Origin of the sequence: Thermomonas sp. (genome assembly GCF_029945965.1) — a bacterium.
Lineage (GTDB): Bacteria > Pseudomonadota > Gammaproteobacteria > Xanthomonadales > Xanthomonadaceae > Thermomonas.
Genome location: NZ_JAQSDO010000008.1, coordinates 235,756 through 248,773 on the forward strand (window position 1 = coordinate 235,756; position 13,018 = coordinate 248,773).

Here is a 13,018-nt window from a genome sequence, read left to right on the forward strand (position 1 = left end):
GTCGTCATCTCGACGCGGCCACGGGGGGCGGGTGGAGCGGCCGATCGATGCGGACTCATTGGGGTCGCCAGCGTGCTGGCGCTTCGCGCACATTCGCTTCGACGAGGTGCAGGCGAAGCTTTCGGTGCATGGCGTCGACGTCGCGCTCGAACGCAGCGGTAGCGCCCTGCTGTCCCATCTGCTGCGCCACGCTGGCGAGGTGGTGCACAAGGACACCCTGCTCGAAGTCGGTTGGAGTGGACGGATCGTGGCCGAGAACACCCTGGCCAAGGCGATCAGCCGGTTGCGGCATGCGCTGGACGACGAGGACAGCAGCCTGCTGCGGGTCGTGCATGGCTATGGCTACCGCTTGATCGCACAGGTGGAGCGGATCCAGCCAGACACTCAGGCATACACCGATCCGTCGCCGGCGCTGCAAGTGCCGCAGCCTGCACCTGCCCCGATTCAGGCGCTGCGCCCAGCCCGCACTTGGCGATCCAATGCGGTGGATGCGCTGGTCGCCTGCCTCGTGCTGTTGGCGATCGGGACGGCGTTCCTGTTGCCGATCACGGATTCCGCAGAGGCTTCTGCCACGCCGACCGTGCCGACCGTGGCATCGATTGCGATACTGCCCTTCGTCGATCTCAGTCCGCTGCAGGACCAGGCCTATTTCGCCGACGGACTTGCGGAAGAACTGCTGGACAACCTGTCGCGACTGCAGCAATTGAAGATCGCCGCACGCACGTCCTCATTCGCCTTCCGCGACAGCAAGGCCGACATCCCCAGCATCGGCCGCGCCTTGAATGTCGCCAGCGTGCTGGAAGGCAGCGTGCGCAAATCCGAGGGACGGGTGCGGGTGAGCCTGCAGCTGATCGACACCGCCGATGGCTACCACCGGTGGTCGCAAACCTACGACCGCCCGGTCACCGAACTGTTCGCGATGCAGGACGAGATCACCAGCGCGGTGCTGGATGCGTTGCGCATCGAACTGTTACCGGAGCAAGCGCATGCATTGAGCCGGCACGGCACGCTCAACCATGAGGCCTACACCCAATTCCTGTTCGCCAACCATGTCTACAAGAATGACGAGACCAGCGAGCGGCGTACGCTCAATGCTTATCGTCGTGCGGTTGCGCTGGATCTTGGCTATGTGGATGCGTGGCTGGGGTTATCGGGCGTGCTTGGCAATATAGGTCTGTATGCGGACAGTGCCGAGGAAGCCTTGGCCGGCAAGCGCGAGGCGCTGGAGATCCTTGATCGGATCATCCGATTGGCGCCGGGCCGCGCCGACTTGTACTTGCAGCGTGCCGACATGCGCTATGCGCACTGGTGGGACTGGCAGGGCTCGGATCGTGATTTTGCCGAGGCGGCCCGGCTGGGGCTGCGCGACGATCCCGGTTTCATGTATCGGCTGTCGCGCCTGCGCGCGGCCACTGGCCGCATGGAAGATGCGCTGGCGCTGACCCAGCGTGCCGTGCAGCTCGATCCGACCAAGAGTACCGGCTTCACCGTGCGTGGCTATCACCTGCTGTCACTGGGGCGCTACGCCGAGGCTCAAGACGTACTGGAGCAGGCGGTGCGAATAGAGCCGCTGGACGAACATGCGCACTACTACCTGGGCCTGATGGAACTGTTGCAAGATCGTCCTAAAATCGCGATGGAGCATTTCGAGGACAGCGCCCATGTGTTCCGCCTGACCGGTGCCGCGCTGGCGCACTACAGCATGAGCGACAACGCTGGTTCCGAGCGCGAGCTGCAATTGCTTGGTAGCCGCTACGGCTTCATCACGCCGTACCAATTGGCCGAGGTCTACGCATGGCGCGGTGAACCCGACAAGGCCTTCCTGTGGCTGCAACGTTCGGCGCAACTGCGCGATGCCAGCTTCATGTACCTGGCGTTCGATCCGCTGTTGGACAACATCCGTAGCGACCCGCGTTTCGCCGCCTTGATGAAACAGGTCGGCTTGCCCGGCATCGGCCTGCACAGTGCGCGTGCTGCCGGAAAAGTGCCGGAGAAAAAAGCGCCAGGGGCGGAAAAGGGGTCAGAGTGAATTTTGCGCCCGTTGGAATGTGTGCCCAGATCGAAGCTGACCGCAAAACTTCACTCTGACCCCTTTTCCTCTTCGGAATCCGCTCGCACATCAATCGCCGCGAACTCCCCGGTGACGCGACTGGTATCGGGGCTGATTTTTTCGATGGTGTGGCGCAGTTCGCGGCCCAGCACCACTCGCGCATCCTTGGCCCAGGCGTTCAGGCGGTCGTCGAAGGCGAGCTTGCCGTTCTCGTCCGGCCATACCAGACGCAGTTCGCGCAGTTTCAGGATGAAGCCGCGGAACAGGCCTTTGTCGAAGAACTCCGGCGCGGCAGGCGCGTACAGCAGGCTCAGGCGTTGTGCCGCCTGCTGGCAGAGGGTCTCCAGTTCGCCAGCGCCGAGCGCACCCGAGCCATTTTTCACCAGTACCGAAATCGCGATGTAGTAACGCTCGAACGCCTGCTGCAAGGCATGGCCAAGCGCGCGCAGGCGGAATACTTCGTCGGTCTGGCCAGCGCTGCGGGCGAGGATGCCGCCATCGTCGGTGCTGACCTGTTGCAGCAGGCCTTCACGGATAAATACCTCGATGGTGGCGTCGATGCGTGCGGCGAAGCCGTCTTCATCCCACGGCAGGAACAGTTCGGCCTGCAGGAACGGGTAGAGCGTGCGGCCGATGCGCTGCAACTGCAGCCGGCCCATGCGCCGGTTGTTGAGGAAGCACACCGCGATCCATGCCGATGCGGTGAACAGGTGCAGCACGTTGTTGCGGAAATAACTGAGCAGCACCGCGTTCTCGCCATCCACGCTGAGCACGTCGCCCAGCGGATGCGCGATGCGGGTCAGGGTGCCGATTTCCTCGCCATGCGCCACGATTTCGCGGGGCGTATGCGGGGTCACCGTGACGAGGTCGGAATACGGCAGTTCGCTGAGCAACACCTTGCTCAGGGCGATCTGCGCCAGCAGGTCGGCTTCACCCATCGCGTGCTTGGGCGTGGACAGCAGGGCGAGCGCCAGCAAGTTGATCGGGTTGACGTCGGCGGCGCGGTTGCAGTTGACCTGGATGCGCTTGGCCAGCGCGTCCACGGTGGTGCCCAGCCAGGCTGGCTTGTCGTCCTCGGCGACCGCCTTGCCGTCCCAGTCGGGTGCATGCTTGGCCAGCATTTCGTCCAGGTAGATGCGTTCGCCGAAATTCACCACCACCTGCCCGTAATTGCTGCGCAGGACTTTTGGAATACCGCCCAGCAATTGCCAGATCGATTCCTTGGGCTTGGTCTTGCCGGTCAGTTCATCCTGGTAGCTGCTGCCTTCCATCAGTTTTTCGTAGCCGATGTAGACCGGCTGGAACAGCACCGGCCGGGTCGGCTGGCGCAGGTAGGCGCGCACCGTCATCGCCAGCGAGCCGCCCTTGGGCTGCAACAGGCGGCCGGTGCGCGAGCGCCCACCCTCGATGAAATATTCGATCGAATAACCGCCGGCGACCAGCTGCGCCATGTATTCGCGGAACACCGCCGAATACAGCGCGTTGCCGCGGAAGCTACGGCGGGCAAAGAAGGCGCCGCCCTTGCGCAGCAGCGTGCCGACCACCGGCAGGTTGAGGTTGATGCCGGCGAAGATGTGCGGCGGCACGATGCCATGGGTGTAGAGCAGATAGCTCAGCAGCAGGTAATCCATGTGGCTGCGGTGGGTCGGCACGTATACGACTTCGTGCCCGGGCGCGTCCTGCTTGAAGCCGTCCAGGTGGTGGACCAGCACGCCGCGGTAGATCCGGTTCCAGATCGGGGTCAGCAGGTAGCTCGCCGAGCGCACCACCGGGTGCGAATAATCGGCGGCGATTTCGTAGGCGAAGCCCTGCGCCTTGTGCCATGCGGCCTCGGGCGTGCTCTTGTCGCGCCGGGCCTGGTCGGCGATCGCGTCACGCACTGACGCGGCGGCAAGTACCGAGTCGACCAGCATGCGCCGGGTCGACAGGTCGGGGCCAACCACCACCTCGCGCAGGCGCCGGAAGTGCGTGCGAAGCACGCGCGACAGCTTGCGTACGGTGCGTTCGGGCGGCAGGTCTTCATTGACGATCCCGCGCAGCGACACCGGCACCGCGAACTGGACCAGGGTGTCGCGGCCGTTGAGCAGGATCGCCAGCAATCTGCGGAAGCGCCCGACAATCGTCCAGTTTTCCGAGAACAGCACCGAGAACCAGCCGCTGCTGCGGTTCGGCGCCTGGCCGACGAAGATCGACACCGGCACCAGTTGCACGTCCAGTGACGGATTGTTGCGGTGCGCCTGCAGCAGGCGCGCCAGCGAACCGGAATGGGTCTTGTGTTCTGGCCCCGGCAACAGCCCCAGCGCATTGGCATGGCGGCGCGACAACGCTACATACGCGCGCTTGCGACCCAGCGGGTCGCCGGCCATCGGCTGCAACGGCGACGGCAGGCCGGCTTCACGGCAGGCACGCTGCAGGATCAACGCATTCGACAGGCCGTAGTCCTCCAGCACGTAGCAGACCGGGCGGCCATCATCGAGCGCCTCGAATTGGTCGGGCTGGTCGAGCTGGTTGGGCTCGATGTCGAGCCTGAGCCACGGGTCGGCCAGGCGGCCCAGGATCCGGGCCCAAAGCGGTGGCTTGAGTTTCGCCTTGGCGACGGCGGGCATTTCCGTTGCGGGTTGCGCTGCTGGTTCGGAAGCGGAAGTGGATTCGGACGATGCCGTCTCGGCCAGGAATGTCGGCAATGGCAAGGGCGGCAGCCCGGCAGCGCCGTCGGACGCCCGGCCTGGATCGGCAGCACCCTCCATAGGCACGCCATCGGCCAGGGCATCCGCACCAGGCGCCGGTTCGAACAGGCTGGCTTGAGACGGGCTGGCCAGGGTTGGGCTGGCTTCGGTCGGCGTTGGGGAACGGTTCGGCATCCCCACCATTATGGCGAAGCTGGCTTGCCCGCGCCTGTGCTCGCCACCAGCGAAGCTTCGGCACGCGTCACGAAATCGGCCAGGTACCAGTGTCCGTCGATGCGCACGGCCGGCACGATCGCATCGATATCGCTGCCAGCCAGCTGGTAGCGCAGGCGCAGGCGCGCGCTGTCGCCGGTCTGTTCCAGCAGTTGCACGTTGAGCCCGCGCAGGCTGGCGTCGATATCCAGCCCGTACTGGGTCCGCAGCTGGGCCAGCAGGGTGGCGATGAAGGGCGACATCCGGTTCAGGCTGGACTGCATGCCCAGCTTGGCGAACGCGGCCTTGCCTGCCTTGCCATCAATCCCGCTGCGTTGCGCGGCGGCGGTCAGGGCAGTGAAGAAACGGTCGGCGCGGGGCGTGTCCGATAGCGGCGCGGCCAGCGCCCAGTTGCTGAGCGCGGCGATCGCCTGCCCCACATGGTCGCGTTCGTCGTTGGTATAGGCGGCTTCCTTTTGCACGTACTGGCCGCCGAACTGGGTCAGGGTGCGGATCGCCATGTGGATGTCGCGGTCGGCGCCCGCGAACTGGCGGCGGAAGGTCACTTTGAACTTGGCTAGCGCGTCTTTTTCCTGCAGCGACGCCAGCATCCCCGGCAAGCGCCCGTCCAGCGGCAGTTCGTCCAGCGGCCAGCGGGTACTGCCTGCGCGCCAGCCGGTTTCCAGTCGTGCATGCAGGTCCGGCGGCACTGCCAGCCTAGCGAAACCGGCGCCGTCGCGGGCCAGCAAGCGCGCGGCCAACACATTGATCGCGTCCACAGGGCGAATAGCCGGCATCGGCTTGGACTGCGCGGCCATCCCGACCGGGTCGGTGGCGGGCGTGGGATCAGGCTGGCAGGCAGGCAACAGCATCAGGCATAGCATCAGCGCAAAGGCGCGGAATGCGACCGTTGGGTGATGCGGCATCAAGGGCTTCCCGGATCGCATTGGATGCAGTGTCCTTGCTTGCAAATTGATTTCAATACGCGCAATGCCCGGCATTAAGGGCGTCTAGCCGTTCCGGATAGGTAGCGCTGAGCAAGACTTGCCACGTCTGCCAGCCCTGCAGCCCGGCTTTTGCATCGGACTTGGACACGGTTTTGTCGACGCGGGTGTAGTGCAGGCCGTGGTAGTCGATGCCGGCATCGCGCAGGACGGATTGCATGTTGCGGATGTTGGTATCGCCATCGTCCACCAGCAGCACACGGTCGTAGTGCAATTTCAGGCGGCCAAGCAGGTCCAGCAGCATCAGGCCCTTGTCCTGGCCGGCAGTCATGAAGATGCCCTGGTCGTAGCTGACCTCTGACTCCCGTGCATCGGGTGCCTTGCGCCAACGCCAGCTGCTACCTCCGGTTTGCCCGGCCAACGGCATCGGGAGCGCATAGCCGGCATCGTGCAGGGTGCGCACGGTGCCGCCGCGATACAGCGGGTTGCGCGAAGTCAGCATCAACTTGTCGCCGGGAAACGCGTTGATAAGCGCAGGCCCGTCGGGCTGGGTCAGTTGCTGGGTGCCGGCTTCGTAATTCAGCGAGATTACGTCGAACAGGCAAGGCACCTTGGCTGGATCATTGGCCTGCAGGTGCTTCTGCCATTCGTACCAGCGGTCGCTGCCGAAGAAGCCCTGCGAGGTCAGCAGGGTGTCGTCGATGTCCATCACCAGCAGCGTCCGGCGCCTGCCGTTTTCCGCCAGTGCGGCAGCGATCTGGGCGAGGTCCTGAATATCGGTGACTTGCGATTCGGGTGCGTGCGACGCGGGTGCATGCGCGACGGGCGTGCCTGCGCACGCGGTGAGCAGGGCAAGTACAAGCAGGATGGGGCCGGTCCGTCGCATCACGCGCTCCTTGAAGGAATGAAGCCGAGTTTACCCGCCCGCGCAGCCCGCTTCAGTCGGCCAGCATGGCGCGGATGTTGGCCAGGCCGGCATCGCGGCGTTCCGCCTTGTGGGCGGCATCGGCGACCGGATCGGCACCATCGCGCTGCAGTTCGGCGGCGGGCAGTTCGTCCAGGAAGCGGCTCGGCGACAGCCGCAGCTTGTCACCCCAGCGCTGCGCGGTGCTGGCATGCGACAGCCACAGCTGCTGCTTGGCGCGGGTGATGCCGACATACATTAGTCGCCGTTCTTCATCCAGGCTGCCTTGCTCGATGCTGGCTTCGTGCGGCAGGTTGCCGTCTTCCACGCCGATGATGAACACGAAGCGGAATTCCAGGCCCTTCGCGGAGTGCAAAGTCATCATCCGCACCTGATTGCCGGCATCACCCTTGTCGGCATGGCTGAGCAATGCCAGTGCGGCGGCGAGCTCGCCCGGGCCAGATGTCTTTGGTCCATCGAACCAGTCGGCCAGCTCATCCAGGTTGCGGCGACGGGCCTGGAACTGCGCCTCGTTCTTGCACAGCGTGCGCAACGCGGCCAGTAGTCCCGAACGCTCATTGAGCTGGCGTACCAGCATCGCGGGCGGCAGGTGATGCGCGTCGCCGCGCAGGCTGCGGACGATGTCGGAAAAGCCCTGCAGCGCATTCGCCGCGCGTGCCGGCAATTGCTTGCCGACTGCGACCGATTCCGCCGCACGTGACAGTGGCATGTGCGACTGCGCGGCAAGTTCTGCCAGCTTCGCCAGCGTGGTCGCCCCAACGCCGCGTTGCGGCGATGCGACAGCGCGCAGGAATGCGGCATCGTCCTCAGGGTTCGCCAGCAGGCGCAGCCAGGCCATCGCATCCTTCACTTCACCGCGATCCAGGAATGCGGTACCGCCGCTCAGGTGATACGGGATGCGCAACAACTGCATCGCTTTTTCCAGCGCGCGACTTTGGAAGTTGCCACGGAAGAGGATGCAGAACTCGCTCCACGGCGCCTGGTGTTTTTGTGCGACGAACTGGATTTCCGAGGCGACTTTTTCGGCCTCGTGTGCGGCGTCCTTGCATTCCCACACGCGGATGCGCTCGCCGTCGGCGGCATCACTCCACAGCGTTTTCGGGTGTTCGTGCGGATTGTTGGCGATCAGTGCATTGGCCGCACGCAGCACGCGGTTCGAACAGCGGTAGTTCTGTTCCAGCTTGACGATGCGCAGCGCTGGATAATCAGTGCCCAGTTGCAGCAGGTTGTCCGGATTGGCGCCGCGCCAGGCGTAGATGCTCTGGTCGTCGTCGCCCACGCAGGTGAACTGGCCGGCATCGCCCGCCAGTGCGCGCAGCAGCCGATATTGCGAATCGTTGGTGTCCTGGCATTCGTCGACCAGCAGATAGCCGATGCGCTCGCGCCAACCGGCCACGCAGTCGGTGTCGGCTTCCAGCAATTCCACTGGCAGTCGGATCAGGTCGTCGAAATCCACCGCATTGAAGGCGTTCAATCGTTTCTGGTAGCGCGCATACAACGAAGCGGCTTCATGTTCGCGACCACTGCGCGCCGCCGCCGCTGCTTGCTCCGGCGACAGTCCGGCGTTCTTCGCGCGGCTGATAAGTTGCTTCATCGCCTCGACCACATCCGGTTTGCTGCCGGGCGGCAGCAGGTCCTTGATCTGGCCGGAGCTGTCGTCCGAATCGAAGATCGAAAACCCGCGACGCAGGCCGATGCACGCATGCTCGATCTGCAGGATGCGCAAGCCCAGTGAATGGAAGGTGGAGACGGTCAGTTCCTGCGCGTCATCGCCACGGAGTCGCTTGCCGACGCGTTCGCGCATCTCGCGCGCGGATTTGTTGGTGAAGGTGATCGCGGCGATGCGCTTGGCCGGGTAGCGCTTGCTGGCGACCAGGTGCGCGATCTTCTCGATGATGACGCGGGTCTTGCCGCTGCCTGCACCGGCCAGCACCAGCAACGGGCCTTCGGTGTGCAGGACGGCGTCGCGCTGTGGTTGGTTTAATCCGTTGAGGGCGTGGCCATGCATGTGCGTTGCATTGTCGAAGTTACAGGCGCGACTGGCCAGCCTTGTGCGCCGGTAGAATCCGTGCATGGCCAAGCTTTATTTCTATTTTTCGGCGATGAACGCCGGCAAGACCACGACCCTGCTGCAATCGGCGCACAACTACCGCGAGCGCGGCATGCGGGTGGCGATCCTGACCCCGTGGCTGGACTACCGCGCGGGCAGCGGCACGGTCGCCTCGCGGATCGGATTGAAAGCGGATGGCATCGCGTTCCGGCCGGATGCTGACCTCGAAGCGATGATTCGTGCTGATATCGCGGCGCATGGGCTTCTTCATTGCGTGCTGGTCGACGAGGCGCAATTCCTCAGCAAGTCCCAGGTCTGGCAATTGAGCGAAGTGGTGGATCGGCTGCGAATTCCGGTGCTTTGTTATGGCCTGCGCACGGATTTCCGCGGCGAGCTGTTCGAGGGCAGCCAGTATTTATTGGCCTGGGCCGACGAACTGCAGGAGATCAAGACGATCTGCCATAGCGGCAAGAAGGCGACCATGAACTTGCGCGTGGACGAAGGTGGGCGCGCGGTGCAGGACGGCCCGCAGGTCGAGATCGGCGGCAACGAACGCTACGTGTCAGTCAGCCGCGCCGAGTTCAAGAAGGTCATGCGCGGCGAGGGCAGCATCGAACCCATGCAAGCCCCGCTGCCCCTGTAGAGCGGGTCTTGACCCGCTGCGTGCCGCGATCAACCACCCGCTGCGGCCCCATCAACGCCGCGCCGCACAGCCAGCGCGAATTTGCTCGATCTCGCGCGGGATCGCGCCACCTTCCGGCAGCGCCAGTTGCATCTGCGTCAGCACAGTATCGATCTCGGCCAATGCCTGCATTGGCAGGGTGACGCAATCCAGTTGCGCGGCATACGCGCGCGCCAACCACGAGGCCTTGCGTTGTTCGATGTCACCCTGGTCGGAACTACCCAGTGCGCGCAACCGCTGGTAGGCACCCGGGTCGCCGCCGGACGCTTCAAATCGAGCCAGTGAAATTTCCGCACGGTGGGTATGCGAATGGCTTCGGCCAAAGCCGCTGCGGGTCAGTCGCACTGCGCTGAGCAGGGCCGCGTGCGCGGGCTCGGTCTGGCCGAGCGCGGCCAGGATTTCGCCAAACAGGCGGTCGCTGTCGCCGACCAGTTCATGGCCGGGCCCGAAATGGCGCATGCGCAGCTGGCGCGCTTCTCGGATCAGCGGCAATGCCTTCTGGTCGTCATCGGCGCTATGCAGGATCATCGCCAAGTTGAACAGCCCGTCCCCGAGCACACTGTCGTTGTGCCCACTCCGCCATGCAGTCACCGCACGTTGCTGGTACATCTTGGCCTGGCTCAGATCACCGCGTTCCCACGCCACGATGGCCAAGCTGTTGTACGTACGTGCAAGGTCCGGATGGTTGGGCTCCAGGCGCGTACGCATCCATTTATAGGTGTCCAGGAACTCGGTTTCGGCCTCGCTGAAACGCCCCAGGTCGACATACAGCGCAGCCAGTTGCCGGCGGGCATCAATCGTGGCGCGGTACTCGTTGCCGTGCAGGTCGCGCGCCAGCGCCAGCGAACTGCGGCAATCTCGTAAGGCGGCGGCGATCTCGTCGGTGCTGCGCTCCAGCGAACACAGGTTGCGCAGCATGTCGATCGCCAGCGGATGCCGATCGCCGACTTTCTGCTGCAATTGCGCAAGCGCATCGCGCAGGATGCGAATAGCCTGTTGCGGGTCGCCGCCGTCGGCCCGCAGCGACGAGATATCGAGCAGGCTTTCGGCGACGCCGACATCGTCATGGTGGTCGCGGCGCAGTTCCAGCGAGCGGTTCAACAACTGGCTGGCGAGGTTGCGTTCGCCCAGGTCACGGTGGCAGCGCGCAAGCTGCGAGAAGAAAGCGGCGGCTTGTGCAGGCAACTGCTCTTGCTCGCGCGCGGCCAGGTCGTTGAATGGTTGCATCTGCACCAGGCAACCCTTTGCATCGCTCATCTGCCTGCGCGCGCTACCACGCAGGGTGGCGGCCTCAATGCGCAGGCTGGCGGGTGCATCGGGCAGTTGCCCGAGCAGGCGCAGCTGCTGGTCGAGCAATGCGTTGGCTTCGCGATAGTCGCCTAGCCCCAGCCGCAAGCGGGCGACCATGCCATAGAGTTCCGCGCGCGCCTGCGGTTGCCGGGCCAGGCTGCGTTCGCCGCGCATGATGCCCATGTCGAGCAGGGCGCGCAGGTCCATCGGCGTGTCCTGCGGCGCCGAGCCGGCGCTTTCGAACAGGCCGGCGACGAAGTTCTGCATGGCCTGCGCGCGACCGGCTTCGCGCAACGCCTGGCGTGCCTGCCAGCCGACCACGGCCAGTGCGGTCAGCATTACCGCCAGCACCATTGTCGCCGCGGCAATCGGCCAGCGATGGCGGCGCAGGTACTTGCGAAGGCGATAGCCCATGCGTTCGCCACGGGCCAGGATCGGCCGCCCGCGCAGGTAGCACAGCAGGTCCTGCGACAGCGCTTCGGCAGAGACGTAGCGCTGTTCCGGGCGTTTGCCCAGCGCCTTGTTGACGATGTTGTCGAGGTCGCCTGCCAGTTCGCGCGATAGCCGTTTTGGCGAGTACGGTTTGCTCGCATCCGCATCGCAACGCAGCGCCGCCTGCGAGGCGCGCAACGGCTCACCATCGAGGATCGCCTCTTCCCACTCGGCATCGGTCTGGCGCTTGAGCCGGTAGGGCTTGCTGCCGGTGAACAGTTCGTAGAGCACCACGCCGAGCGAATAGACATCGGTCATGGTGGTGACCGGCTCGCCGCGGATCTGTTCCGGCGCGGCATAGTGCAGGGTGAATGTGCGCACGCCGGTGCGGGTCTGCTCCAACGGCAACGGTTCCACGTCAAGCAGCTTGGCGATGCCGAAATCGAGCAGGCGCACGTGCCCGGCCGGGGTGACCATGATGTTCGAGGGCTTCAGGTCGCGATGCACGATCAGGTTGGCGTGCGCATGGCTGACTGCTTCGCAGACCTGGCGGAACAGGTCGATGCGCGCGGCCAGGTCCAGCTGGCGCGACTGGCAGTAGGTGGTGATCGGCTCGCCGTCGACGTATTCGAGGGCCAGGAACGGCTGGCCGTCGCGGTCGATGCCGGCATCCAGCAGGCGCGCGATGTAGGGATGCGCGAAGCGGGCCAGGATCTCGCGTTCGCGGTCGAAGCGTTGGCGCAGGCGCGGATCGACCAAGCCAGGGCGCAACAGCTTGAGCGCGACCTTGCGCTCATACAGGCCGTCGGCGCGCATCGCCAGCCAGACCTGGCCCATGCCGCCTTCGCCGATCATCCGGTCCAGTCGGTACGGGCCGATGCGTGCGCCGGGACGCGCGCCATTCGGCAATTCCACGACGGGCTCGGCGAGGAACGCCTCGTCGTCTTCTTCCAGCGTCAGCAGGTATTGCAGCTCATCGGCCAGCGCGCTGTCCTCGCGGCGCAGCGCGGCCAGGTGTTCGCTGCGTTGTTCGGATGGCAGCTCAAGCAGCGCATCCAGCAGTGGGGACAGCCGTTGCCAGCGTTCGGCGTCCATCGGTCAGCGCTGAATCACGCGACCATGAGGTCAGCTGACCTCAGGGTCTTTGAGGGACGCCAGCAGGAACATCCGTGCCTTTTGCCAGTCACGGCGCACGCTGCGTTCCGAGCGTTTCATCAAGGCGGCGATCTCCAACTCGGACAGGCCTGCAAAATATCGCAGTTCCACCACCTTGGTCAGGCGCGGGTCGACCGCGGTGAGCCGGTTCAGGGCGGTGTCCAGGCCGAGCATGTCTTCGTCCAGACGCACGCCGCCTTCCATGTTTTCCGGCAAGTCAGTCACCCGATGCTGGTCGCCGCCGCGCTTCTGCGCCAGCCGCTGGCGTGCGTAGTCCACCACCACGCTGCGCATCGCCGATGCCGCATACGCGAAGAAATGCGCGCGGTCGTCGAACTGCGCCGCACCGCTGCCGCGGCCGATCAACTTCAGGTAGGCCTCGTGCACCAACGCGGTCGCATCCAGCGTATGCCCGTGTTGGCCGGCCAATTGGCGGCGCGCCATCGAGTGCAGTTCCTGGTACAGCGTGGCCAGCACGCGGTCCATCGCACCGCGGTCGCCCTTGTGGGCGGCATCCAGCAATACGGTGATTTCACCGGCTTCGGTCATGGCAAGGCGCGAATCGGGGGAATCGGCACTATAGCCGGAGCGAAGTGGGGCGTGAACCAGGT

The 13,018-nt window shown here is 65.0% G+C and carries 8 protein-coding genes; 2 read left to right on the forward strand and 6 right to left on the reverse strand.

Annotated elements, in window-relative coordinates; all coding sequences use genetic code 11:
• Positions 1 to 31: 31 nt before the first annotated feature.
• Positions 32 to 2,029, forward strand: coding sequence for a winged helix-turn-helix domain-containing protein (locus tag PSV05_RS04160; RefSeq protein ID WP_300061895.1), 1,998 nt, complete (start codon positions 32 to 34; stop codon positions 2,027 to 2,029).
• 50 nt (positions 2,030 to 2,079) lie between these two features.
• Here PSV05_RS04160 and plsB read toward each other — a convergent pair whose 3' ends face one another.
• From plsB to PSV05_RS04180, 4 genes are all read right to left on the reverse strand, one after another.
• Positions 2,080 to 4,656 (reverse strand): glycerol-3-phosphate 1-O-acyltransferase PlsB, encoded by a 2,577-nt coding sequence (gene plsB, locus PSV05_RS04165; RefSeq protein ID WP_300062261.1) that lies wholly within the window; start codon positions 4,654 to 4,656, stop codon positions 2,080 to 2,082.
• Positions 4,657 to 4,919: 263 nt separating this feature from the next.
• Positions 4,920 to 5,855 (reverse strand): hypothetical protein, encoded by a 936-nt coding sequence (locus PSV05_RS04170; protein WP_300061897.1) that lies wholly within the window; start codon positions 5,853 to 5,855, stop codon positions 4,920 to 4,922.
• Between the two features lie 52 nt (positions 5,856 to 5,907).
• Positions 5,908 to 6,759 (reverse strand): DUF2608 domain-containing protein, encoded by an 852-nt coding sequence (locus PSV05_RS04175; RefSeq protein WP_300061900.1) that lies wholly within the window; start codon positions 6,757 to 6,759, stop codon positions 5,908 to 5,910.
• A gap of 52 nt (positions 6,760 to 6,811) precedes the next feature.
• Entirely contained in the window at positions 6,812 to 8,806 is a 1,995-nt protein-coding gene (locus PSV05_RS04180) for a UvrD-helicase domain-containing protein (protein ID WP_300061903.1), read from the reverse strand.
• A 64-nt stretch (positions 8,807 to 8,870) separates the two neighbouring features.
• On the opposite strand from PSV05_RS04180, the gene PSV05_RS04185 reads away from it, so the two are divergent.
• The gene (locus PSV05_RS04185) at positions 8,871 to 9,491 is read left to right on the forward strand and encodes a thymidine kinase (RefSeq protein ID WP_300061906.1); all 621 of its coding nucleotides are present in this window, start codon (positions 8,871 to 8,873) and stop codon (positions 9,489 to 9,491) included.
• Between the two features lie 51 nt (positions 9,492 to 9,542).
• On the opposite strand, the gene PSV05_RS04190 is transcribed toward PSV05_RS04185, so the two are convergent.
• Positions 9,543 to 12,347, reverse strand: coding sequence for a serine/threonine-protein kinase (locus PSV05_RS04190; RefSeq protein ID WP_300061908.1), 2,805 nt, complete (start codon positions 12,345 to 12,347; stop codon positions 9,543 to 9,545).
• Between the two features lie 30 nt (positions 12,348 to 12,377).
• Positions 12,378 to 12,956: an ECF-type sigma factor gene (locus tag PSV05_RS04195; protein ID WP_300061911.1), complete on the reverse strand. Its 579-nt coding sequence runs from the start codon at positions 12,954 to 12,956 to the stop codon at positions 12,378 to 12,380.
• Positions 12,957 to 13,018: the final 62 nt, after the last annotated feature.

Bases quoted from the DNA above. Each gene is read 5' to 3' on its own strand.
- PSV05_RS04180 (WP_300061903.1), bottom strand. From the start codon at position 8,806: ATGCATGGCCACGCCCTCAACGGATTAAACCAACCACAGCGCGACGCC.
- PSV05_RS04170 (WP_300061897.1), bottom strand. From the start codon at position 5,855: ATGCCGCATCACCCAACGGTCGCATTCCGCGCCTTTGCGCTGATGCTA.
- PSV05_RS04190 (WP_300061908.1), bottom strand. From the start codon at position 12,347: ATGGACGCCGAACGCTGGCAACGGCTGTCCCCACTGCTGGATGCGCTG.
- PSV05_RS04195 (WP_300061911.1), bottom strand. From the start codon at position 12,956: ATGACCGAAGCCGGTGAAATCACCGTATTGCTGGATGCCGCCCACAAG.
- plsB (WP_300062261.1), bottom strand. From the start codon at position 4,656: ATGCCCGCCGTCGCCAAGGCGAAACTCAAGCCACCGCTTTGGGCCCGG.
- PSV05_RS04185 (WP_300061906.1), top strand. From the start codon at position 8,871: ATGGCCAAGCTTTATTTCTATTTTTCGGCGATGAACGCCGGCAAGACC.
- PSV05_RS04175 (WP_300061900.1), bottom strand. From the start codon at position 6,759: ATGCGACGGACCGGCCCCATCCTGCTTGTACTTGCCCTGCTCACCGCG.